The 24242-nt window shown below is 69.0% G+C and carries 18 protein-coding genes; 5 read left to right on the top strand and 13 right to left on the bottom strand.

Features of this window, described 5'->3' with window-relative positions:
• Positions 1-111 precede the first annotated feature (111 nt).
• From rpsD to hisS, 4 genes are all read right to left on the bottom strand, one after another.
• On the bottom strand, positions 112-735 hold the full coding sequence (gene rpsD, locus E6A21_RS11335; RefSeq protein ID WP_138444250.1) for a 30S ribosomal protein S4: 624 nt from the start codon (positions 733-735) through the stop codon (positions 112-114).
• Positions 736-924: 189 nt separating this feature from the next.
• Positions 925-2265, bottom strand: coding sequence for a replication-associated recombination protein A (locus tag E6A21_RS11330; protein WP_425471546.1), 1341 nt, complete (start codon positions 2263-2265; stop codon positions 925-927).
• Between the two features lie 171 nt (positions 2266-2436).
• The gene (aspS, locus tag E6A21_RS11325) at positions 2437-4269 is read right to left on the bottom strand and encodes an aspartate--tRNA ligase (RefSeq protein WP_138444248.1); all 1833 of its coding nucleotides are present in this window, start codon (positions 4267-4269) and stop codon (positions 2437-2439) included.
• A gap of 121 nt (positions 4270-4390) precedes the next feature.
• A complete protein-coding gene (gene hisS / locus E6A21_RS11320) occupies positions 4391-5737 on the bottom strand; it encodes a histidine--tRNA ligase (protein ID WP_138444247.1) in 1347 nt (448 codons plus the stop codon).
• A gap of 129 nt (positions 5738-5866) precedes the next feature.
• Here hisS and E6A21_RS11315 point away from each other — a divergent pair, with 129 nt between their 5' ends.
• The 3 genes from E6A21_RS11315 (at position 5867) to E6A21_RS11305 (ending at position 8860) form a co-directional block, all read left to right on the top strand.
• Positions 5867-6637, top strand: coding sequence for a peptidylprolyl isomerase (locus E6A21_RS11315; protein ID WP_138444331.1), 771 nt, complete (start codon positions 5867-5869; stop codon positions 6635-6637).
• Positions 6638-6690: 53 nt separating this feature from the next.
• Positions 6691-8103 carry a DUF349 domain-containing protein gene (locus tag E6A21_RS11310; protein ID WP_138444246.1) on the top strand — a complete coding sequence of 471 codons (1413 nt, stop codon included), beginning with the start codon at positions 6691-6693 and terminating at the stop codon, positions 8101-8103.
• A gap of 112 nt (positions 8104-8215) precedes the next feature.
• Positions 8216-8860 carry a type IV toxin-antitoxin system AbiEi family antitoxin gene (locus E6A21_RS11305; RefSeq protein WP_138444245.1) on the top strand — a complete coding sequence of 215 codons (645 nt, stop codon included), beginning with the start codon at positions 8216-8218 and terminating at the stop codon, positions 8858-8860.
• A gap of 20 nt (positions 8861-8880) precedes the next feature.
• Here the strand turns inward: E6A21_RS11305 and E6A21_RS11300 are convergent, their stop codons facing one another.
• The 9 genes from E6A21_RS11300 to pdxT form a co-directional block, all read right to left on the bottom strand.
• Positions 8881-11565 (bottom strand): RelA/SpoT family protein, encoded by a 2685-nt coding sequence (locus E6A21_RS11300; RefSeq protein ID WP_425471544.1) that lies wholly within the window; start codon positions 11563-11565, stop codon positions 8881-8883.
• 226 nt (positions 11566-11791) lie between these two features.
• Complete coding sequence (gene secF / locus E6A21_RS11290; protein ID WP_138444243.1) at positions 11792-12796, bottom strand: protein translocase subunit SecF; 1005 nt, start codon at positions 12794-12796, stop codon at positions 11792-11794.
• Positions 12796-14589, bottom strand: a complete 1794-nt coding sequence (gene secD, locus E6A21_RS11285; RefSeq protein ID WP_138444242.1) for a protein translocase subunit SecD — start codon at positions 14587-14589, stop codon at positions 12796-12798. The genes secF and secD overlap by 1 nt, the downstream gene beginning before the upstream one ends.
• Before the next feature lie 69 nt (positions 14590-14658).
• Positions 14659-15093 (bottom strand): preprotein translocase subunit YajC, encoded by a 435-nt coding sequence (gene yajC / locus E6A21_RS11280; RefSeq protein WP_138444329.1) that lies wholly within the window; start codon positions 15091-15093, stop codon positions 14659-14661.
• A gap of 160 nt (positions 15094-15253) precedes the next feature.
• Complete coding sequence (gene ruvB / locus E6A21_RS11275; RefSeq protein ID WP_138444241.1) at positions 15254-16357, bottom strand: Holliday junction branch migration DNA helicase RuvB; 1104 nt, start codon at positions 16355-16357, stop codon at positions 15254-15256.
• Entirely contained in the window at positions 16350-16997 is a 648-nt protein-coding gene (gene ruvA / locus E6A21_RS11270; protein WP_138444240.1) for a Holliday junction branch migration protein RuvA, read from the bottom strand. The genes ruvB and ruvA overlap by 8 nt, the downstream gene beginning before the upstream one ends.
• 128 nt (positions 16998-17125) lie before the next feature.
• A complete protein-coding gene (gene ruvC, locus E6A21_RS11265; protein ID WP_138444328.1) occupies positions 17126-17710 on the bottom strand; it encodes a crossover junction endodeoxyribonuclease RuvC in 585 nt (194 codons plus the stop codon).
• A gap of 44 nt (positions 17711-17754) precedes the next feature.
• Positions 17755-18510 carry a YebC/PmpR family DNA-binding transcriptional regulator gene (locus tag E6A21_RS11260; protein ID WP_138444239.1) on the bottom strand — a complete coding sequence of 252 codons (756 nt, stop codon included), beginning with the start codon at positions 18508-18510 and terminating at the stop codon, positions 17755-17757.
• A gap of 2 nt (positions 18511-18512) precedes the next feature.
• A complete protein-coding gene (gene pdxT / locus E6A21_RS11255) occupies positions 18513-19154 on the bottom strand; it encodes a pyridoxal 5'-phosphate synthase glutaminase subunit PdxT (RefSeq protein ID WP_246036415.1) in 642 nt (213 codons plus the stop codon).
• A 227-nt stretch (positions 19155-19381) separates the two neighbouring features.
• On the opposite strand from pdxT, the gene asnB reads away from it, so the two are divergent.
• Positions 19382-22072 (top strand): asparagine synthase (glutamine-hydrolyzing), encoded by a 2691-nt coding sequence (asnB, locus tag E6A21_RS11250; protein WP_138444238.1) that lies wholly within the window; start codon positions 19382-19384, stop codon positions 22070-22072.
• 65 nt (positions 22073-22137) lie between these two features.
• A complete protein-coding gene (locus E6A21_RS11245; RefSeq protein WP_138444237.1) occupies positions 22138-24150 on the top strand; it encodes a M3 family metallopeptidase in 2013 nt (670 codons plus the stop codon).
• The last annotated feature ends 92 nt before the right edge of the window (positions 24151-24242 follow it).

The raw sequence follows: 24242 nt of genomic DNA, 5'->3' as shown, positions 1-24242 counted from the left end.
TGTCTTCAGCTCCCGCTCACGCACAAAGGAGCCCGCGGCACTCGGCCGCGGGCTCCTTGCTGCCGACCTTGGCGTTCGATCCTGCCGGGTCGAACTGAGGTCGGGGGAGGATCAGCGCGCGTAGTACTCGACGACGAGCTGCTCCTCGCAGGTCACGGGGATCTCGGAGCGCTTCGGGCGGCGCACGAGACGCGCCTGGAGGGCCTCGAGCTTGACGTCGAGGTAGCCCGGAACGGCCGGGAGGACGTCGCGGTGGGCACCGGCTGCGGCGACCTGGAAGGGCGCCATGGTCTCGGAGCGCTCGTGGACGCTGATGAGCTGGCCCTCGGCGACGCGGAACGACGGGCGGTCGACCCGCTGGCCGTCGACAGTGATGTGGCGGTGCACAACGAGCTGGCGGGCCTGGGCGATCGTACGGGCGAAGCCTGCGCGGAGCACGAGCGCGTCGAGACGCATCTCGAGGAGCTCGATGAGGTTCTCACCGGTCAGGCCCTTGGTGCGCTTGGCCTCCTCGAACGCGCGCGCCATCTGCGCCTCGCGGATGCCGTACTGCGCGCGGAGGCGCTGCTTCTCGCGGAGGCGGACTGCGTAGTCCGAGTCCTGCTTCTTGCGGGCGCGGCCGTGCTCACCGGGGCCGTACGGGCGGCGCTCCATGTACTTGGCGGCCTTGGGGGTGAGGGCGAGGCCGAGAGAGCGCGAGAGACGCGTCTGACGGCGGGCACGAGTGCTCGACACGTGGTTCCTTTCGTTGCGCAACGGCTTGTGTGATTCCTGGCCTCCAGGTGGGAGAGCTTCGGCCCGTTGCTGCCATCAGCTGCCATCCGCGCTGCCTTCAGGACACAGCCCCACACAGGAGACCTGCACAGGGAATGTGGCACATGAGAAGAGACAGACACGCGACGTGCCAGACGGTCAACCAGCCTATCACGTCCCGCGGACGATCGACCTCAGCCGTTCGAGCCGTGCGGCGATCTCCCGCTCTGCTCCGTTGCCGGTGGGCACGTAGTAGTCCTTGCCGACGAGGTCGTCGGGCGGATACTGCTGCGTCGCCACGGAGTGCGGGGCGTCGTGCGCGTAGGCGTAGCCGGCTCCGTGGCCGAGGCGCTGCGCTCCGGCATAGTGCGCGTCACGCAGGTGGGCGGGAACGCCTGTCCCGCGCCCGGCCCGCACGTCGGCGATCGCGGCGTTGATGCCCATGTACGAGGCGTTCGACTTCGGCGCCGTCGCGAGATGGACCACGGCCTCGGCCAGCACGATCCGGCCTTCCGGCATGCCGATGAGCTGCACCGCCTGTGCCGCTGCCACCGCGGTCTGGAGCGCCGTCGGGTCCGCCATGCCGATGTCCTCGGCCGCCGAGATGATGATGCGCCGGGCGATGAAGCGCGGGTCCTCCCCCGCCTCGATCATCTTCGCCAGATAGTGCAGGGCAGCGTCCACATCGGAGCCCCTGATGGACTTAATGAAGGCGCTGATGACGTCGTAGTGCATGTCGCCCTGGCGGTCGTAGCGGACCGCGTGGACGTCGAGGGCCTTCTCGGTGTGGCGCACCTCGAGGGTGACGCCCGCGCCCGGGTCCGCTCCGTCGTCGTCCGCGGCTTCCCCGCCGCCCTCGGCGCCTCCCCGTGCCGCCTCGTCCAACGCGACGGCGGCCGCGGCTTCGAGCGCTGTGAGCGCACGCCGGGCGTCTCCCCCGGCCAGCCGCACGAGGTGCTCGGATGCTTCGTCCGAGAGGACGACGGCGCCTCCCAGACCGCGTGGATCCTTCGCCGCGCGCTCGAGCAGGCCTCGGATGTCATCCTCGGTGAGCGGCTGCAGGGTCAGGAGCAGCGACCGCGAGAGGAGCGGGGAGACGACGGAGAACGAGGGGTTCTCCGTCGTCGCCGCCACGAGGACTACCCATCGGTTCTCGACCCCCGGGAGGAGCGCGTCCTGCTGGGCCTTCGTGAAGCGGTGGATCTCATCGAGGAACAGGACGGTCGTGACGCGGTGGAGGTCCCTGGCCGTGAGCGCCTCGTCCATGACGCGCCGGACGTCCTTGACGCCAGCGGTGATGGCCGAGAGCTCGACGAACTTGCGGCCCGGGCCGCGCGCAATGACGTGGGCGAGCGTCGTCTTCCCGGTGCCGGGCGGCCCCCAGAGGATGAGCGAACTCGGGCCGGTGGGCCCACCCGACGCCTCGGCGCCGGCGGCGAGCTGCCGCAGCGGCGAGCCCGGGCCGAGCAGGTGCTGCTGGCCCACGACCTCGTCGAGGGTGCGCGGGCGCATGCGGACCGCAAGCGGGCTGCGCTGCGCTTCACGCCGGGCACGTTCAGCCCGCTCCGCCCGCTCCCCCGGCCCGGCATCGCCCTCACGGACGCGGTCGGCTCCGCCGTCGTCCATCGGCTCGAGCCCGAACAGATCTTCCATCACCACTACGCTACGCCGCCGGTGCGACAGTCAGGCGCGCGCCTTCTCCCCCACCACGGGCTTCTGCGGCGGGTTCCCGGCGGGAGCCTTGGCCGAGTCTGGCTTCGCATCAACGCCCGCCTCCTTGCGCTGCTCGGGAGTGATCGGGGCGGGCGCGGCCGTGAGCGGGTCGTAGCCGTTGCCCGTCTTCGGGAACGCGATGACCTCGCGGATGGAGTCGACCCCGGCGAGGAGAGCGACCACCCGGTCCCAGCCGAACGCGATCCCGCCGTGCGGAGGGGCGCCGTACTTGAAGCCCTCGAGCAGGAAGCCGAACTTCTCCTGCGCTGCCTCAGGGTCGATGCCCATGACCTTGAACACGCGCTCCTGGATGTCCCGGCGGTGGATACGGATCGAGCCTCCGCCGATCTCGTTGCCGTTGCACACGATGTCGTAGGCGTAGGCGAGAGCGGAGCCGGGATCCTGGTCGAACGTCTCCAGGAACTCGGGCTTCGGGGAGGTGAACGCGTGGTGCACCGCGGTCCAGGCGGAGTAGCCGAGCGCGACGTCGCCCGACGCGACCGCAGCCTCGGAGGGCTCGAAGAGCGGCGCGTCGACGACCCAGACGAACGCCCAGTCCTCGGGGTTGATGAGGCCGGTGCGGTGGCCGATCTCGACGCGGGCCGCGCCAAGCAGCGCGCGCGACGCCGACTGCTCGCCGGCGGCGAAGAAGATGCAGTCGCCGGGCTCTGCCCCGACCGCCTCTGCGAGGCCCTCCCGCTCGCTCTCGGTGAGGTTCTTGGCGACCGGCCCCGCGAGCTCGCCGTCCTCCTTGAAGAGGACGTACGCGAGGCCCTTCGCCCCGCGCTGCTTCGCCCACTCCTGCCAGGCGTCGAGCGTCCGTCGCGGCTGGGAAGCTCCGCCCGGCATGACGACGGCGCCGATATAGCCCGCGGCGTAGCCGGCCTTGAAGACGCCGAACTCCGTGTCCTTGAAGTACTCGGTCAGGTCCGTGAGCTCGAGCCCGAAGCGCAGGTCCGGCTTGTCCGAGCCGTACTTGGCCATCGCCTCGGCATAGGTCATGCGGCGGATGGGCGTCTGGACCTCCACGCCGATGAGCTTCCAGATCGCGGCGACGATCCGTTCGCCCAGGGCGATGATGTCGTCCTGCTCCACGAAGCTCGCCTCGATGTCGAGCTGCGTGAACTCGGGCTGGCGGTCGGCACGGAAGTCCTCGTCCCGGTAGCACCGTGCGATCTGGTAGTACTTCTCGATGCCGCCGACCTGGAGCAGCTGCTTGAAGAGCTGGGGCGACTGCGGGAGCGCGTACCACGAGCCCGGCGCGAGACGGGCCGGCACCAGGAAGTCCCGGGCACCCTCGGGAGTCGATCGCGTGAGGGTCGGCGTCTCGACCTCGACGAAGCCCTCGTCGTGCAGGAGCTCGCGGGCCACGCGGTTCGCGTCCGAGCGCAGACGCATCGCACGCGCGGGCCCGGGCCGGCGGAGGTCGAGGTAGCGGTGCCGCAGGCGGGCCTCCTCGCCGACCTCGACGTGCTCGTCGACCTGGAACGGCAGCGGCTCGGCGGTGTTCAGGACGGTCACGCTCTCGGCGATGACCTCGATCTCGCCGGTCGCGAGCTGCGGGTTCTCGTTGCCCTCGGGACGCTTCTCGACCGTGCCGACGACCTGGAGGACGAACTCGTTGCGCAGCCCGTGGAAGACCTCCTCCTCGCGCACGACGATCTGCGCGACGCCGGAGGCGTCCCGCAGGTCGACGAACGCCACGCCGCCGTGGTCCCGGCGGCGGGCCACCCAACCGGCAAGCGTTACGGTCTGTCCAATGTGCTCGGCACGGAGTGAACCGAGGTCATGTGTGCGCAGCACGGCGCTCCTCTTCAGAAGTTCGGGTCTTCGATCCGATCAGGGCCGCTGTCTGAGTCCCTGCCGCTGGCCTACGGGGTGCACCGGCGGCGGGCATGCTGGACCTGTCGATATCCCTGAAAGTCTACCTGCCCGGGTTCGCGCGGACCTGCGGCACAAGGTCCTCGGCCGCGGGGATCCACGACGACGGATCCGCGGGGACCTGCTCGCCCGACCGGATGTCCTTCACTTCGTGCGTGCCGTCGTGGTGGGCGAACCAGACGAACGGGATCCCGCGGCGGTCGGCGTATTTGATCTGCTTGCCGAACTTCTCGGCCGTCGCGGCCACCTCCGTCGCAATTCCCCGGGCGCGCAGCTGGGACGCGACCTGCTGCGCGTCCGGCCAGGAGTCGTCGTCGGCCAGGGCCACGAGGACGGCAGTCGGCACCGACCGGGTGGCCGTCGCGAGCTCGGCACCGATGATGCGGCTCACGAGCCTGGTCACGCCGATGGAGAGGCCGACGCCGGGGAACTTGCGGCTGCCCTTCGTCGCGAGTGCGTCGTAGCGTCCGCCCGAGCAGATGGAGCCCAGCTGCTCGTGGCCGACGAGGACAGTCTCGTAGACCGTCCCCGTGTAGTAGTCGAGGCCACGGGCGATGCTGAGGTCGGCGACGACGGTTCCCGGGGCAGCCGCCGAGGCCGCGCCGATCACCTGCTCGAGCTCGCTGAGCCCCTCCTCGAGCAGTTCGTCCTCCACCCCGAGGTCGCGCACGCGGGCTACGAACGAGGTATCCTCCGTCCGGATCGACGCGAGCTCGAGAGCCGCCTTCGCCTGCTCCGGGGTTGCACCGATCTCCTCGTGGAGGAGTTCGGCCACGCGCTCGGGCCCGACCTTCTCGAGCTTGTCGATGCTCCGCAGCACTCCGGCCGTGTCGGTCAGCCCGATGCCGCGGTAGAAGCCCTCCGCGAGCTTCCGGTTGTTGACCCTGAGGCGGAAGGGCGGGATCGGCAGCGCCGAGAGCGCCTCGACGATGACGAGGGCCAATTCGACGTCATAGCGGAACGGGAGCGAGCCGTCGCCGACGACGTCGATGTCGGCCTGGGTGAACTCGCGGGCGCGTCCCTCCTGCGGGCGTTCGCCCCGCCAGACCTTCTGGATCTGGTAGCGGCGGAAGGGGAAGGCGAGGTAGCCCGCGTTCTCGACGACGTAGCGTGCGAACGGGACGGTCAGGTCGAAGTGGAGGGCAAGCGCGTTCGCGTCGGACTTGCTGGCGGCGTCGTCGTCGTCCTGGAGGCGGCTGAGTCCGTAGACCTCCTTGTCGATCTCCCCCTTGCGCAGGAGCTGGCCCACCGTTTCCACGGCACGGGTCTCGATGGACGAGAAGCCGTGCAGCTCGAACGTCTTCCGGAGCGTGTCGAGCACGTGGAGCTCCACCAGTCGCTCTTGCGGAAGCCACTCGGGGAATCCGGACAGCGAGGCGGTACGTGCCATGAGGTCAATGCTCCTTGAGTGCGAACGGCGTGCGTAGACTGACTGATGCCCAAGTTTATGCGGTAGCCAGGGAGGTCGGTCCGCGTGCCAAAACGCAGCGCCCAGGAGGCGCGCCGCCGCGTGCAGCTCATGGAGGCCAAGCAGGCCCTCCGCCGCGGCCAGCAGGCTCGTCGCCGCCGCGACAACATCATCGCGGCGACCGCCATCGTCGTCGCACTCGCGCTCGCCGGCGTCCTGCAGGGAACGGTCTTCGCCTCCAATCCCACCGCTGAGCAGTACGCGGCCGCCCAGGCAGGCCTCGCGTCGCCGTCGGCCTCGGCCAGCGCGTCGCCCTCGGCCTCGGCAGCTGCCACCAACGCACCCGGCATCCCCGCGGCGAGCACTGCCGCCGGGAAGACCTTCAACGGCAGCCTCGTGCTCAACACCGGGACGGTCGGCGTCCAGATCGACGGCACGAAGGCACCGCAGGCGGCGGCAGTCTTCAAGTCGCTCGCCGACAAGGGCACGCTCAAGGGGCGCGTGTGCCAACGGCTCACGACCGGTGCTACGGCGTCGATCCTCCAGTGCGGTGCCGAGGACGCCACCGGGAAGTCTGATCCCACGTACACTTGGGGCCCGCTCGAGAACACGCCGGCAGACCAGAAGTACCCCGCTGGGACGATCGCCGTCGCGCGGACCTCTGACAACGCGTACGGCAACGGCCAGCAGTTCTTCATCGCCTACAAGGACTCGACGTTCCCGAACGATTCGGCGGGCGGCTACACCATCGTCGGCCATGTGACATCCGGCCTCGACGTCATCACCAAGATCGCCGCCGCGGGCGTCGCTCCCGGCGGCGCTTCGGCCGACGACGGGGCTCCGGTGACCGCAGTCACGATAGACTCGTTCACACTGAACTAAGCCGCGGGCCGAGCCCGTAACTCCAGTCCACCACAAGCGAAAGACTTCTAGCGGTGACCGAAAGTCAGCAACCCGACGACGCCGCAGCTCCCCAGGCTGCTCCCGTTCCCTCCGTCCCCTCCCCGGCGGCCTTCGCGAAGGCGAAGCCCGGTCCCGTGCCTGCACCGGCGCCGGCCCCGGCGCCCGTCGCAACCGCGGCACCAGCCGCGGTCAATCTCGCCGAAGCCCGGAAATGGGGGCGGGTCGAGGGAGACGGTCACGTGTTCCTGACGGTCGACGGCGAGGAGCACTCGGTCGGCCAGTACCCAGGAGTCTCAGAGGACGAGGCGCTCGCGTACTTCGCGCGCAAGTACGAAGACGTGATCGCCCAGATCGTCCTCCTCGAACAGCGTGTCTCCTCGCATGCGGCCGCGGGCGACATCCGCAAGGCCTCAGGGCACCTCCGCGCCCAGCTCACCGAGCGAGCGATGGTCGGCGACATCCGCGCCGCGGAAGCGCGCCTCGACGCCCTCGACGCCGCCGTCGCCGAGGCCGAGGCCGAGCAGAAGGCCGCCCATGAGAAGGCCCGGGCGGAGGAGCTCGCGAACCGCGAGGCCATCGTCTCCGAAGCCGAGGCCATCTCCGCGCAGGATCCCCAGCGGACGCAGTGGAAGACGAGCGGCGCCCGCATGAACGAGCTGTTCGACGCGTGGAAGACCTCGCAGAAGTCAGGGCTGCGGCTCGGTCGCGCCGCGGAGGACGCGCTCTGGAAGCGGTTCCGCGCCGCACGCACCCAGTTCGATCGGCACCGCCGCGCCTACTTCTCGCAGCTGGACAGCGCCAACGCGGAGGCCAAGAGCGTCAAGGAACGGCTCATCGCCGAGGCTGAGGCACTCCAGACTTCCACTGACTGGGGTTTCGCCGCAGGCGAATACCGTCGCCTCATGGACGAGTGGAAGGCCGCCCCGCGGGCCAACCGCAAGGAGGACGACGCCCTCTGGACGCGCTTCCGGGCGGCCCAGAACGTCTTCTTCGAAGCGCGGAACGCGGCGAACGAGGCCATTGACCGCGAGTTTGCGGCGAATCTGAAGGTCAAGGAAGCCCTCCTCGCCGAGGCCCAGCAGCTGCTCCCGATCACCGACGTGAGCACCGCCAAGCGTAGCCTCCAGTCGATCCGCGACCGCTGGGAAGAGGCCGGCAAGGTCCCCCGTGCGGACATGGGCCGCATGGAGGCCGGCCTGCGAAAGGTCGAGGAGGCCGTCCAGCACGCTGAGAATGAGAACTGGCGCCGGACCGACCCCGAGATCCAGGCCCGAACCGACTCGGCGCTCTCGCAGCTCGAGGCCTCCATCGCCAGCCTCCGCGAGGAGCTGGTCCGCGCCGAGAACTCCGGCGACGCGCGGGAGGCCGCCAAGGCCCGCGAGGCCCTCGAGGCCCGCGAGTCGTGGCTCGAGACCCTCCGACGTTCCGCGAGCGAACTCGGCTGATCTCCCTTCCCGAAGGCCCCGGGTCCCGCCGCGGAAGCGGTGAGGACCCGGGGCTTTCGCACGTTATCCACATGGGGGACAGCAAGGGACCCGTGGCGGTCCGCCTGCAGGCATGATGGCTTCCATGCACCATGCTCCTGCCCTGCTTCCGCACAAGGCTCCCCGGACCGTCCACCCGCGGAGGCTGCCCGAGGTCCTCGTTCCCGGCTGCCCGTTCACGGACACCGAGCTCCAGGCGATGGTGAACGACGGCATGCTCCAGCGGCTCGTCGACGGCACCTACGCTCCTGCCTCGAGCGCTCCGACGCCTGGGCTGCGGGCGGCGAGCATGGCGGCAATCCTCAACCCCCGCCTCAAGCGGCGGACGGTCGTAGGACGGATGTCAGCGGCGTGGATCTACGGGTGCGCGCCGGCGCCGCCCGCGCCGGTTCTGCTCGTCCCAGCGCCTCGCCGGCTCTCGTCGACCGGCCGAGGGCACGGCGCGCTCCTGCACGAGGTGGTCCTCGGCGACTACGACGTCCTGGAGTTCGGGGCTATCCGCGTCACGAGCCCACTCCGCACGGCCGTCGACATCGCCGTCCACTCTGAGGGCGCACTCGCGGTGCAGACCCTCCGGCGGCTCATCGGCCAGAAGGGGCTCGGGCTCGCCCCGTCGCTCATCGGGAGAGCCATCGAGACTCTCCCCCGCCAGCCCCACAAGCGCCGTGCCCGTGACCTGCTCGCTCGGCTCGCTGCGACGAACCCGAGCGCCGGGTGACGGAGCGCCGTCTGAAGGAGTCAGTTCCGGCGGCGGTTGCCGGTCGTGCGGTAGACATCGAAGACACCGTCGATGCGCCGCACCGCGCTCAGCACGTGGTTGAGGTACTTGGGATCGCCCATTTCGAACGCGAAGCGCGAGAGCGCCAGCCGGTCGGTCGACGTGTGCACGTGCGCGGCGAGGATGTTGACGTGGTTTTCGGCGAGGACCCTCGTGACGTCCGAGAGGAGGCTCTTACGATCGAGCGCCTCGACTTGGATCTCGACGAGGAAGACGCTCGACTGGGTCGGAGCCCACGCCACTTCGACGATCCGGTCGGACTGAGCTCGCAGCCCCGCGGCGTTCGTACAGTCCGTCCGGTGAACCGACACACCCGAGCCACGCGTCACGAACCCAAGGATCGGATCGGGAGGCACCGGGGTGCAGCACCGCGCGAGCTTCACCCAGACCTCGTCAACACCCTTGACGATGACGCCGGAATCCGAGTACTTCGGCGGCGCAGACGTCGTGGGCGCAATCGTCTCGGCGATGTCCTCGGCCGTTCCGGCCGCACCCCCGAGGCTGTCGACGAGCTTCTCGACGACGGACTGGGCCGAAGCATGCCCGTCGCCGATGCCGGCGTAGAGCCCCGCGATGTCCTGGTAGCGGAACTCCTGGGCTACCGCGAGAAGGGTGTCGTGGCTCAGGAGCCGCTGGAGAGGGAGGTTCTGCTTGCGCATAGCGCGCGTGAGCAGTTCCTTGCCCTTGTCGATGGCCTCCTCGCGGCGCTCCTTGCTGAACCACTGGCGGATCTTGTTGCGGGCCCGGGCGCTCTTGACGAAGTTCTGCCAGTCCTGGCTCGGCCCGGCACCCTCCGCCTTCGAGGTGAAGATCTCCACGACGTCGCCGTGGTTGAGCTCGCTGTTCAGAGGGACGAGCTTGCCGTTGACGCGCGCCCCGATAGTCCGGTGGCCCACCTCCGTGTGGATGGCGTACGCGAAGTCCACCGGAGTCGAGCCGGCGGGCAAGGCCATGACCTCGCCCTTCGGCGTGAAGACGAAGACTTCCTTTGCATTGATCTCAAAGCGCAGCGAATCGAGGAACTCCCCCGGATCCGAGGTCTCCTGCTGCCAGTCCACGAGCGAGCGGAGCCAGCCCATCTCCGCAGCCTTCCCGCTCGGGGTGTGCGAGTTGCGGTTCGGCTGATCCTTGTACTTCCAGTGCGCAGCGACACCGTACTCGGCGCGACGATGCATCTCGTGCGTCCGGATCTGGATCTCGACCGGGCGGCCGTTCGGGCCGATGACGGTCGTGTGCAGCGACTGGTACATGTTGAACTTGGGCATCGCGATGTAGTCCTTGAACCGCCCCGGGAGGGGGTTCCAGCGCGCGTGCATCGCGCCGAGCACCGCGTAGCAGTCCCGCACGGAATCGACGAGGATCCGCACGCCCATGAGGTCGTTGATGTCGTCGAATTCCTTCTGGCGGACGATCATCTTCTGGTAGATCGAGTAGTAGTGCTTCGGCCTGCCGGTGATCTCCGCGCGGATCTTGGCGCCCCGGAGGTCTTCCATGATCTGGTCGCGGATCACGGCGAGCTGCTTCTCGCGCTCCGGGGTCCGAGCCCCCACCATGCGCACGATCTCTTCGTACACCTTGGGGTAGAGCGCCGCGAACGAGAGGTCCTCGAGCTCCCACTTGATCGTGTTCATGCCCAGGCGATGGGCCAGCGGCGCGAAGATCTCGAGCGTCTCCCGCGCCTTGCGTGCCGAGGACTCGGGCGAGACGAAGCGCCAGGTCCGTGCGTTGTGGAGGCGGTCCGCGAGCTTGATGACGAGGACCCTGATGTCCTTCGCCATCGCGACGACCATCTTGCGGACCGTCTCAGCCTGCGCGGCGTCGCCGAACTGCACCTTGTCGAGCTTGGTCACGCCGTCGACGAGCATCGCGACCTCGGGTCCGAAGTCCTTGCGCAGCTGCTCGAGCGTGTAGGACGTGTCCTCCACGGTGTCGTGCAGGAGCGCGGCGGCGAGGGTCGTGCCCGTCATCCCCAGTTCCGCGAGGATGGTCGCGACGGCCACAGGGTGCGTGATGTACGGATCGCCGCTCTTGCGCTTCTGACCCTGGTGGCTGCGCTCCGCGACCTCGTAGGCACGCGTGATGAGATCGAAGTCCTCACGCGGATTGTTGGCGCGGACGGTGCGCAGGAGGGGCTCGAGGATCGGCGAGTGGGCCGCGACGCCGCGCCCCGTCAGCCGGGCCAGCCGGGAGAAGGTGCGGTCCCGGCGGCCGAGCAGCGGGCGTTCGAGCAGGCTGTTCCCCCCGACGGGAGCGTCGGCGGCTGGCCGCGGCGGGGCAGCGGCGGTCCGCTGCGCACCCGATCCGGCAGGGTTGGCAGGCGCGGAACCCGATGGAGCCGGGTCTGAACCGGTCGAAGCCGAGCTGGCAGGTGCAGCGCTGGCTGGCGTCGGACGGGACGTGGCCGAGCTGGCGGAGGGCACTGAGCTAGAGGGCACTGAGCTGGAAGGCGCTGGGCTGGGGGGCACTGGGCTGGAGGGCACCGCGCTGGACGTGGGCGTGCCCGCGGACGACGACGGTTCCGGCGCGGGCGACGACGAAGCCCCGGTGGGGGCTGCAGTCTCGCCGGGGGCGCGATCGAGCTCGGGCTGGGCAGTGCCAGCCGAACCCGCCGAGTGCGGGGCACCGGACCGAGCCGGAACGGGCATCGGGCGCTCCTCCACGCAAGCCTCCTGAACGGTAAGAGGATTAGTTCAGTCTATGCCTGTCGGAACATCGGGCAGAATCGAGCGCATTCCCCTCACCGCGCCTGTTCGCCGAGGGCGTCGTGCGCTGGCGCGCCCACAGCACCCTGGTCGGCGGCTTCCGCCCGAGCCGGTTCCCCATGGAGATCGTGGGCAGGCTCGGGCCGCGGAAGTACTCTCCTGTGTGCCCCTAGACGGCGGGGGCCGCAGCGGCCGCTTCCCGTCGGGCGGCGACCTTCTCGGCCTGCTTCACGAGGTCGGGCTCGCGTTCCCGCAGCCCCGCGTACATGGGTGCCGCAATGAAGAGCGTCGCGGCCGTTCCGACGAGGATGCCCACGAAGAGGGCGAGCGAGAGATCGCGAAGCGTGCCCGCACCGAGGAGGCCGGCGCCGATGAAGAGGATTGCGGCGACGGGGAGGACGGCGACCATCATCGTGTTGATCGAGCGCACGAGCGTCTGGTTGACGGCAAGGTTGACCTCTTCCGCGAACGTCCGGCGCGAGGAGGTCTTGATGTCCGCCGTGTTCTCACGGATCTTGTCGAAGACCACCACGGTGTCGTACAGGGAGTAGCTCAGGATCGTCAGGAAGCCGATGATGGCCGACGGCGTGATCTCGAAGTTGCTGATCGCATAGACGCCCTCGGTGATGAAGATCGTCACGAGCATGCCGCTCAGTGCGGAAAGCGACATCTTCCAGGTCCGGAAGTACAGCGCCATGAGGACGGCTGCGAGCAGCACGAAGACCACAAAGCCCATGACGGCCTGATTCGTCACGTCAGCACCCCAAGTGGGGCCGATGAACGTCGAGGTCACGTTGTTCTGGCTCACGCCGTAGGCCGACGCGAGCTTGTCCCTGACCTGCAGCGTCTGCGCCTCGGTGAGCTTGTCGGTCTGGACCTGGACCGTGTTCCCGGCGACCTTCGTGACCTGGGGTGCGCTGGTCGGCACCACGGCGTGGACAGCGTTCTCGCCGGGCAGCGTGTCGCTCGTCTTGGCCGCCGAGATCGTGAACTGCGACCCGCCACGGAAGTCGATGCCGAGATTGAAGCCACCCCGGAGGACTGGCACGACGATGGCGATGAGCACCGCGATGCCCGCGATGATGAACCAGAGCCTCTTCTTGCCGACGAAGTCGTACGAGCGCTTGCCCGAGTAGAGGTCGTTGCCGAAGCGGGCGAGGACAGTCGTCGACATCAGTTCTCCTCCTGGGAGCGCTCAGGGCGCTGTGTGCTCTTGGCGGCGGCCGCGAGATCTGCCGGCCCCTCGCCCTTCGCCTGGGCTTCGGCCGCGCGGCGCTCGGCGATCGTCATGCGACGAGCGGCCTCGCGAGCCGCCGCCGCGTTCTTCGGCTTGAGCGAGGACTTGGCGGCCTCTGAGGCTTCCCGGAGTCGGCCGGCACCCCGATAGAGCGGAACGGCGCCGAGCTGCACCGGGTCGAGCCCCGAGAAGCGATGGCCCTCGCCGAAGAACCTGGTCCGCGCGAGGACCTGGAGTGTCGGGTGCGTGAACATGAACACGACGAGGAGGTCGGCGATTGCCGTCAGGCCGAGCGTGAAGGCGAAGCCGCGCACGTTCCCGACGGCCACGAAATAGAGCACGACGGCGGCGAGCAGATTGACGGCCTTGGACGCGAGGACGGTGCGCTTCGCGCGACGCCAGCCGTTCTCGACGGCCGAGACGAGACCGCGCCCCTCGCGCAGTTCGTCACGGATGCGTTCGAAGTAGACGATGAACGAGTCCGCGGTCTGGCCGATCGCGACGATGAGGCCCGCGACGCCCGCGAGGGAGAGCCGGTAGTTCTGGGCCCACCCCAGGAGCGTGATCGCGAGATACGTGAGCAGGCCTGCGACAACGAGCGACGCGATGGTCACGAAGCCCAGCGCCCGGTACTGGAACAGGGAGTAGACCACCACGAGGAGCAGGCCGATGATGCCGGCCAGGAGCCCCATCTCGAGCTGCTGCGTACCGAGCGTGGCGGAAATCTGCTGCTCGCTCTGGATGTCGAAGCTGATCGGAAGGGCGCCGAACCGCAGCTGATCGGAGAGCGTCTGGGCAGTCTGCTGGGTGAAGTTGCCCGTGATCTGCGGGTGGCCGTCCGTGATGACGGCGAGGGCCTGCGGTGCAGAGAGGACCTTGTCGTCGAGCACGATGGCGAACTGTGCGCGGGGATCCGGCGTGCCTGAGCTGCTGGCCGCGTTGTAGAAGCCATTGAGCCGCTGGGTGACGTCCTTGAACTTCTTCGTTCCGTCCGAGTTGAACTGGATGTTCACGGCCCACTGGTTGGTCACGGCGCCCTGCTGGCCCTGCACCAGACCGTAGGTCGATCCGGAGATGTCACTTCCCGGAATCTCGACGGGCCCGAGGATGTACTTGACCGCCGGGTTGCCGTTGGCTGCAGGCTGGCACGTGACGAGCGGCTTCGAGGGATCAGAGCGCTGCGTCGTCTCCGACTGCGGCTTGGTGCAGTCAAGGGCCTCGTACTGCTTGTAGAGGTCCGCGGTGATCCAGTTCGTGTCGCTCGCGTTCGTCGGAGCGGCGGTCGGGTTCGGCAGCTGGTTGTCCGGGACGAGCTGGTTCTGCGGAACGGCGCCGGGGTTGCCGTCGGTCAGGACAGGCCGGAAGTTCATGTCGGCGGAGGCCTGGATGAGCTGGCGCGTCTGGGCAGACGGGATGCCGGGGAGGTTCACGATGACGTTGCGCCCGGACTCCGTGCTGATCTCAGCCTCGGAGACGCCGGAGCCGTCGACGCGCTGGCGGATGATCTCGACAGCCTGGTTGAGCTGGTCCTGGTTCACGGCGCCGCCGCCGGTGACCTTCGGGGACAGGATCATCTGCGTGCCGCCCTCGAGGTCGAGCGCGAGCTTCGGTGCCCACGAGGTCTGGCCGGCGATGGCACCGCCGCCGAGCACGGAAACGAGGGCGACGAACAGGACGACAAGCCAGACGAGCGTCCTGACTCCCGGCCGCCTGCTGCGGGAACGAGCCATGGGTTCCTAACTCCTGCTGAGAACGGACCCGCGCGCGGTCGTCCCGCGCGCGGGGAGGCAGACTGTGCCTTACTTGCCTTCGCCCTCGAGGCGCCGGAGGGTCTGCTCGGGCGTCTCGTGGAGCTGCGCCTCGGGCCGCTGGCCCTCGGGCTGCTGCGCCTCGGGCCGCTGGCCGAAGCGAGGCTCAGCGGCAGAACCCTCCGCGCCCAGAACGCCGTGCTCGGGTGCCGTCACGTCCCCTTCTGCGGGGACCGGCGGCTCGACGACCTTCGAGACGGCCTGACGGTGGACCGTCGCAGTCGCGCCGGGCGAGAGCTCGAGGACGACCTTGTTCTCGGCTTCGTCGACCGAGAGGATCCGGCCGAAGAGGCCGAAGTTCGTCATGACCTCGACGCCGGGGACGAACTTCGTGCGCATCTCGGCCTGCTGTGTCTGTGCCTTCTTGTTGCGTCGGAACATCGTGAAGATGAAGAACGCGAAGATGACAAGCAGGAGGATGGTCATCAAGTCCATGGCTGAGTCCAATCTGTTGCTGGGACGCGCTGCCTGGGGGTGCGCGTCGGACCCGGCTGTTTCCGGGCACGGCATGACGTCCCGCCGTGCAGGATGTCTTAACCCAGTCTACGGGCAACAGCCCCCAAGAGTTCCCGCAGGCGCGCGAGCGTCAGCCCCAGTCGGCGCGGGCTCCGTCGTCGTCGGCCCCGTCGTCGTCGCTCGCGCCCCCGGAACCTGCACCGAACAGCGTTGCGCTGTAGGCGAACGCAGCATCGGGAGGGAGCGGAAGCCCGAGGTGCTCGTAGGCGGCAGGGGTGGCGATTCGTCCTCGAGGCGTTCGCCCCATGAGACCCTCGCGGACCAGATAGGGCTCCGCCACGGTCTCGACGGTCTCGGGCTCCTCTCCGACGGCGATCGCGAGCGTCGAGAGGCCCACAGGCCCTCCCCCGAACTTGGTCACGAGCGCAGACAGCACGCCCCGGTCGAGCCGGTCGAGGCCCTTCGCGTCCACTTCGTACATGTCGAGCGCCGCGGCGGCAGCCCGCGCATCGATCTGCTCGATGCGGTGGACTAGCGCCCAGTCCCGGACCCGGCGCAATAGGCGGTTGGCGATGCGGGGAGTTCCCCGTGAGCGGCTCGCCACCTCGGTGAAGCCTGCGGACGTCACGCGCAGATCGAGGAGCCCGGCCGAGCGGCGCAGCACGAGCTCGAGCTCGTCGACGGAGTAGAACTCGAGATGGCCCGTGAAGCCGAATCGGTCCCGGAGCGGACCCGGCAGGAGGCCTGCGCGCGTCGTGGCGCCGACCAGGGTGAACGGCGGAAGGTCCAAGGGGATGGCTGTGGCCCCGGCACCCTTGCCGACCACGATGTCGACCCGGAAGTCCTCCATCGCCATGTACAGCATCTCCTCGGCAGGCCGGGACATGCGGTGGATCTCGTCAAGGAAGAGGACTTCGCCTTCGGACAGGGAGGACAGGATCGCCGCGAGATCGCCCGCGTGCTGGATGGCCGGGCCGGACGAGATGCGCAACGGCGCGTTCATCTCGGCCGCGATGATCATGGCGAGGGTCGTCTTCCCGAGCCCCGGAGGCCCCGAGAGCAGCACGTGGTCGGCGCTCCGCCCCCGCAGCCGCGAAGCCTCCAGCACGAGTGAGAGCTGCCGCCGCACCCGCTGCTGCCCCACGAAGTCGTCGAGATGCTTCGGCCGCAGCGCAGACTCGATCACGCGCTCCTCCGGCTCCTCGCCGCTCGAGAGGAGGGACGGCTCAGCCACGGGAAACCGACTTCACCGGCGTCCTCGCGCCCTGGCCCAGCCAGCGCAGCGTGGCCCGCAGGATCTCCGGGACGCTTCCCGCCTCGGCGAGCTCCGGCTGGTCCTCGAGCGCCCGCTCGATGCTGGTCGAGGCGTCCTTCTCGGACCAGCCGAGCGACGTCATCGCCTCGACCACGCGAGGCTTCCACGCAGAGCCCCCCGTGGGGGCGGACGACGGCGCCTCCCCGCCTGGGGTGCCGAGGGGTACGAGCTTGCCCTTGAGTTCGAGGACGAGCCGGGCCCCGACCTTGGGACCGATCCCCGGAACCTTCGTGAACGCCTTCGCGTCTTCCGAGTGGGCCGCGACGCGCACCGCCTCCGGGCTGTGCACGGCCAGGACGGCAAGTGCGAGGCGAGGCCCGACCCCAGCGACCCCGAGAAGGACCTCGAACACCTCGCGTTCTTCCGGTGACGCGAAGCCGTACAGCGTGAGCGAGTCTTCGCGCACGACCAAGAGCGTGTGGACCGTCCCCGTCTCCCCCACCCGTAGGCCCGCCATGGTCTGGGGCGTCGCGGCGAACGCCATGCCCACCCCGCCGACATCGATCACCGCCGAGGAGAGTCCGACATGCGCCACCGTCCCGCGGAGGAAGCTGATCACCGGGAGGACTCCTTCTGCCGTCCGAACATATCTACGAACAACTTACCGGTGGTGGGAGACGGAAGGCCTCAAGGCTTCCGGCGTGCCTTCGACTCTGCCGCTGGCCATTTCTCCCCTGATCCGGGTCATCAAGGCTTCCGGCGTGCCTTCGACTCTGCTTCTACCCATGCCCTCTGTGCCGGCGTCAGCGCGCTTGCCGTCATCGCCGTCGTCCGTCCGACCGCGGAAGGCGAGCCGGGGGCAGCGCCGCGCCATGCATGGGCAAGCGCAAGGGCGAGGGCATCTGCGGCGTCCGCGGGTCGGGGCGAAGCCTCGAGCCGGAGGATCTTGGTGACCATGCGGGTGACAGCCGCCTTGTCGGCGCGGCCGCTGCCCGTGACCGCCGCCTTCACCTCGGACGGCGTGTGCAGGGCAACGGGGATCCCGCGGCGGGCGGCAGCGGCAATGACGATTCCCGACGCCTGGGCCACGCCCATGACCGTGCTCACGTTGAGCTGCGAGAAGACCCGCTCCACCGCGACCACCTCGGGCTCGTAGCGGTCGAGCCAGTCGTCGATGGAGCGGGCGATGACGAGAAGCCGGGCATCGAGCGGCTCCTGCGCGCTGGTGCCGACGACGCCGACCCCGACGAGGGTCGCCCGGCGGTCCCGCGCGACGTCGACGACGCCCAGCCCGCACCGGGTCAGGCCTGGGTCCACGCCGAGGACGCGCAGCTGAGGGGACTCGGTCCCGGCGGAGGTCGATGCCACGGCGGGGGTCACTCGGCCTCGAGGGCCGCCATGACCTCCTCGCTCATGTCCGCATTGGTGTACACGTTCTGGACATCGTCGAGATCCTCGAGCGCATCGACGAGGCGGACGAACTTGCGCGCGCCGTCGGCATCGAGCTGCACCTCCATGGACGGCACGAACTCGGCTTCATCGGTGTCGTACTCGATCCCGGCGGAGTTCAGCGCATCCCGGAGCGCCTGCAGGTCGTTGGGCTCCGAGTAGACGACCCAGTTGTCCCCTGCGTCCTTGACTTCCTCTGCCCCGGCGTCGAGGACGGCCAGGAGCACATCGTCCTCCGAGAGCCCGTTCTTCGGAAGGCTCACAACACCCTTGCGGTTGAACAGGTAGCTCACCGAGCCCTGGTCGGCCATGGTCCCGCCGTTGCGGGTGACCGCCAGGCGGACCTCTGCCGCGGCGCGGTTCCGGTTCTCGGTGAGGCACTCGATGAGCAGCGCCGAGCCCTGGGGGCCTCGGGCCTCGTACATGATCTCGGTGTACTCGATCGCCTCGCCCGTGAGGCCCGCCCCGCGCTTGATGGCCCGGTCGATGTTGTCGTTCGGGACCGAGTTCTTCTTCGCCTTGGAGACAGCCAGGTCGAGGGCCGGGTTTCCGGACAGGTCAGCACCGCCGAGGCGCGCCGCAACCTCGATGGTCTTGATGTACTTGGCGAACGCCTTTGCACGCTTGGCGTCGACGACGGCCTTCTTGTGCTTCGTGGTCGCCCATTTGGAGTGGCCGGACATGCCTACGCTTCTCCCTTGATCATGCGGATGAAAAGTTCATGGACCCGCCGCTCGCCCGTCACCTCGGGATGGAACGATGTCGCGAGCAGGCGCCCTGAACGGACTGCGACAATTCTAGACCGGCCGCCCAGCGCAGCCGTGTGGGACGCGTGCTGGGGATCGACCTCGGCGAGCACCTCGACCGAGGAGCCCACGCGCTCGACCCAGGGACCGCGGATGAACACCGCGTGCACGGGGCCCCCCGCCTGATCGATGTCCTTGAAGTCGAGGTCTGTCTCGAAGGACTCCCGCTGACGGCCGAAGGCATTGCGCCGGACCGTGATGTCGAGGCCGCCGAACGTCTGCTGCGGCGCACCCGTGAGGTCCTCGGCCGGGTCGGCGATCTCGTCCGCAAGCAGGATCATGCCCGCGCACGAACCGAAGACAGGGAAGCCGTCCCGGATCTTCTCCCGCAGCGGCTCTGCGATCCCGAAGGCTCGCGCGAGCTTGTCGATCGTCGTCGACTCCCCGCCCGGGACGACAAGCCCGTCGACAGCATCCAGCTCCTCGGGCCGGCGTACCTTGACGGCCCGCGCGCCGAGGGCCTCGAGGGCGGCAACATGCTCGCGCACATCACCCTGGAGGGCGAGGACGCCGACGCTCACATCCGCCGAGGAGGCGCCGGCATGCGCGGGGCTTGCCTGGGCAGCGTCATCCGGGGCGGCAGCATCCTGGGCGGGAGGGGTCGGAGCGGACAGGGAATTCACCCGCCTAGTCTAGTCGCCCCGGGGCCGCGGGCCGCGCTCCGACGCCGACTGCCCCGGCCGGGCAGGGCTGCCCCGGTAGCATGGACGGCGGACCGTGTGACGACAACAGATTTGAGGATTGCACGATGTGCGGTATCGCCGGTTACTACGGGTTCGGTCAGGATCAGGCCCTGCTCGACGCAATGAACAGCTGCATCCAGCACCGAGGCCCTGACGGCGAGGGCTACTTCATGGACGATCCTCTCGCCGAGTCCGCGGGCAAGGGTGGCGTGGGCCTCGCGCACCGCCGCCTTGCGATCGTGGACCGCGCACACGGCCAGGAGCCGATGATCAGCGCCGACGGCGAGACGGTGCTCGTGTACAACGGCGAGGTCTACAACTACCGCGAGCTACGCACCGAGCTCGAGGACCTCGGCCGGACTTTCGTCACGGTCTCCGACACGGAAGTGGTCCTCCAGGCCTACGAGGAGTGGGGCACCGAGGCCTTCGACCGCTTCAATGGCATGTTCGGCCTTGCCATCCTCGACCGTCGCCTCGGCCGGCTCGTCCTCGCGCGCGACCACTTCGGCATCAAGCCGCTCTACTGGGCCAACGCCGGAACGGAGCGTGAGCCGCAGCTGCTCTTCGCCTCCGAGATCAAGCCCATCCTCGCGACAGGCAAGATCGAGGCCAGGCCCAACGAGCGGATCCTCTACCGTTACCTGCGCTTCCGGATCCATGACGACACCGCCGAGACCTTCTTCGACGGCGTGCACAAGCTGCTCCCGGGCGAGATGATGACGGTCGAGCTCGCGACGGGCCGCTTCCGCATCTCGAGCTACACGCGACTCCGCGAGGAGCTCGAGGAGCTCGCGCACGTCAAGACCCCCTACACCCCTGACGTCGTCGAGGAGTACCGGCAGCGCTTCACCGAAGCCATCCGGATCCGGCTCAACTCCGAGGTTCCTGTGGGCAGCGCGCTCTCCGGGGGGCTCGACTCGTCGGCCGTCGTCGTGACCATCAACCGGCTCATGCAGGAGAACGCCGCGGGCCTCGAAGCGGTCGGGCCGAAGCAGAACACCTTCAGCGCCGTGTTCCCGAACGCCATCAACGACGAGGAGGCCTACGCGGACGCCGCAATCGCCGTCTGCCGTGGCGGCATCGAGGCCCACAAGATCAAGCCGACGCCTGAGGGCTTCGACGCGGACCTCGTCGACTTCGTCCGAACCATGGAGGAGCCCATCATCTCCTCCGGCCCGTATGCGCAGTACTGCGTCATGAAGGAGGCCAGCAAGCACGTCACGGTCCTCCTCGACGGCCAGGGCGCCGACGAGATGATGGCCGGCTACATCCCCTACTACTTCGCCTACCTGCGGCAGCTCAAGGACGACGGCGACTTCGCGACCCTCGCGAAGGAATCGTCGTCGAGCCTCGACATCTTCTACCGCCTGGGCCGCTTCCGCCTCAAGGGCATGGCGAGCGGGAAGAAGGCCGTGTCGATGGGCACGCTCCTCAAGCGCGACTGGGCCCAGAAGTTCACCGGCGAGACCTTCGGGAACATCCCGGCGAACCTCAAGCTGCGCCTCATCGACGATCTCTTCGAGAAGTCGCTGCCGTCGCTCCTCCGCTACGAGGACAAGAACACGATGCGCTTCTCGCTCGAGGGGCGCGTGCCGTTCCTCGACAAGGAGGTCGTGAAGTACCTCTTCAGCCTCTCCGACGAGGCGATCATCAAGGAGGGCTGGAACAAGCGCGTCCTCCGGGACGCCACCCGGGGGCTGCTGCCGGAGAAGATCAGCAACCGTCGCAACAAGATCGGGTTCACCACACCCGAGGCGGAGTGGTTCAAGCTCATGAAGGAGCGGATCTACAAGGTGTTCATGTCGAACTCCTTCTACAACCGCCCCTACTGGGACCGCGAGCAGGTCCTCACCGCGTTCGAGGAGTACCTCAACGGCAAGAACGACGCGGACACGATGATCTTCTGGCGGCTCCTCAACGTCGAGCTCTGGTTCCGGGAGTTCATCGACAAGGACGAGGCGCCGGCTGACGTCAAGGCCGGCAAGAGCGACTACGAGGCCAACCCCGGGAAGGAGCTCGACATCGTCTCGGCCGGCCGGACGTTCCGACGCTACCCGCTCCAGACCGAGGTGTTCGCCCGTTCCACCGAGCTCGCACCGGCCGTGACCGGCTACGTCGAGCGGTTCTTCTCGGGCCTTCCGGAGGCCCCCGAGGACGCCCGCAAGGCAGTCGAGGGGCACCCCTGGTACCTTCTCGTGAGCGAGAAGATCGTCGCCATCACCCAGGGCCGCTCCTTCCCGGTCTGGGAGATCGAGGTCTCCCCCGCGGCCCGCGTGCTGAGCCGTTTCGTCACCCGCACCCCTGCGGGGATCGGGCTCGGGAGCCCTTGGTCGATGCAGATCGCGATCAACGAGGTCGGCCTGCCGCGGATCGCCAAGGCTGCCGCGGCCTCCGTCGTCGGCAAGGTCCAGGGCAAGAGCGGCGTGTTCTACGACGTTGTCGGCCACAACATCAATGCGATCGACGGCGCCACGCCCTACAGCCTGGGTGCGGCGAGCAACTCGGTGAAGCTCGCGCCCAAGGATCCCGACGGCGTCGCCCGTTCCCTCAGCGCGGCGATCCGGGCGGCCCTGCCGGCCGACGCCGTTGCCTCCTTCGGCGGCACGGCCGTCATGGACGCGAACGACCTCGGCGTCGTCGTCATGGGGCACGACACGGAGCTGCCGAAGGAGACGATTGCCGGGATGTTCAAGGACAACCCGCAGGGCCAGGGGTCCCAGGCGACCCCGATGTCCCTCGTGTTCGCCCAGGACTGACCCCGAGCGCACCGCTGTGGCCCCGGGTCCTTGCCCGGGGCCACAGTGCGTGAAAGGCTCCTTTCATGGTCAATCCGCTCCTCGTTCCCAGCCCCCTCCCGTACGGCCTCCCGGCGTTTGCGCAGATCAGCGACGCCCACTACGCAGAGGCGGTCGACGCGGGGATCGCGGAGCAGCTCGCCGAGATCGAGACGATCACCAGCGCGTCCGAGGCACCGACGTTCGAGAACACAGCGATGGCCCTCGAACGCTCGGGCAGGACCCTCGTACGAGCCGTCGCCTCCTTCACCACGATGGTCTCGTCCCACGGCACGGACGCGATCCGCGCACTCGAGACCGAGATCATGCCGAAGCTCAGCGCCCACGAGGATGCGATCCACCTCAACCGGCCGCTCCGCGACCGCCTCGCGGCCATTGACACGTCCGATCTCGACCCGGAATCTGCCCGGCTCGTGGCGGAGTGGCTCAACGACTTCCGGCGCGCCGGGGCGGACCTCGACGACGCCGGCCAAGCGCGGCTCCGCGGGCTCAACGAAGAGCTCACGCGCCTCGGCACCGAGTACGGCCAGCGGGTCGCTCGGGCCATCAACCAGGCCGCCGTCCTCGTGACCGAAGAGGGCGAGCTTGCCGGAATGCCCGCCGACGACCGGGCGAGCGCCGAACAGGCAGCCCGCGCGGCCGGGCACGACAGCGGGTGGCTCATCACGCTTGTCCAGCCCACCGGCCAGCCCGTCCTCGCAGTCCTCGAGAACCGGGAGCTCCGCCGTCGCATCTTCGAGGCCTCCATCGCCCGGGGAAGTTCGGGCGGTGACACGGACGTCCTCGGCCTCGTCCGCGACATGGTGCGCCTCCGCGCGGAGAAAGCCCAGCTCCTCGGCCACCCGACGTTCGCCGACCTTGCCGTGGACGGACAGACAGCTCCCTCGACCGACGCCGTCCAGGCGATGCTGGGCCGCCTCACGCTTCCCGCGGTCCGCAACGCGGCCTCCGAGGCCCAGATCCTCGCCGAGGCCGCGGGGCACGACCTCGAGCCCTGGGACTGGGCCTTCTACTCCGCGAGGGTCCGGCACGAACGGTACGCCGTCGACCAGCAGGCGCTGCGGCCCTACTTCGAGCTCGACAGGCTCCTGCGGGACGGGGTCTTCTTCGCGGCCGGCGAGCTCTACGGTCTCCGGTTCGAGGAACGCCCCGATCTTGAGGGGTACCACGAGGACGTCCGCGTCTGGGAGGTCTTCGACGCCGACGGGTCAGGCCTGGGGCTGTTCCTCGGGGACTACTTCGCCCGGCCCACGAAGCGTGGCGGCGCGTGGATGAACGCGCTCGTCGAGCAGGCGCGCCTCACGGGCGAACGGCCGGTCGTGATCAACAACCTCAACATCAGGAAGCCAGCGCCCGGCGAGCCCGCGCTCCTGACCCTCGACGAAGCGCGCACCGCGTTCCACGAGTTCGGGCACGCGCTCCACGGCCTGCTCTCCGACGTCGAGTACCCCAAGTTCTCGGGCACGAACGTGCCACGCGACTTCGTCGAGTACCCCTCGCAGGTCAACGAGATGTGGCTGCTCTGGCCGGAGGTGCTCTCGAACTACGCGCGTCATCACGAGACCGGTGAGCCGCTTCCCGGCGCCCAGATCGAAGCACTCGAGGCCGCGCAGCTCTGGGGCGAGGGCTATGCGACGACGGAGTACCTCGGCGCCGCCCTCCTGGATCTCGCATGGCACGGCCTCGCCCCGGGCGAGGACCCCGGCGATGTCCTGGACTTCGAGGCCCGAGCCCTCGACGGAGCGGGGGTCGCGGTACCCCTCGTTCCGCCGAGGTACCGGACGGGCTACTTCCAGCACATCTTCTCGGGTGGCTGGTACGCGGCCGGCTACTGGTCCTACATCTGGAGCGAAGTCCTGGACGCGGACACGGTGGAGTGGTTCAAGGAAAATGGCGGCATGACCCGTGCCAATGGCGACACGTTCCGCGCGGAGCTCCTCTCCCGGGGATTCTCGCGGGATCCGCTCGCATCCTTCCGGGCCTTCCGCGGCCGCGACGCCGACATCGCCCCGCTCCTCGCGCGCCGGGGCCTCGCCTGAGAGGCACGTGCTCTCCCGAGCTTCCCAGAGGGAGGCCTTCAGCGGACGACGACGGCCCGCACCTGAGCGCTCAGGTGCGGGCCGTCGTCGTT

Source organism: Sinomonas susongensis, assembly GCF_005877005.1.
Taxonomy (GTDB): domain Bacteria; phylum Actinomycetota; class Actinomycetes; order Actinomycetales; family Micrococcaceae; genus Sinomonas; species Sinomonas susongensis.
Note: the sequence above shows the minus strand (reverse complement) of the source record. Positions and strands in the feature narration are given on the sequence as shown.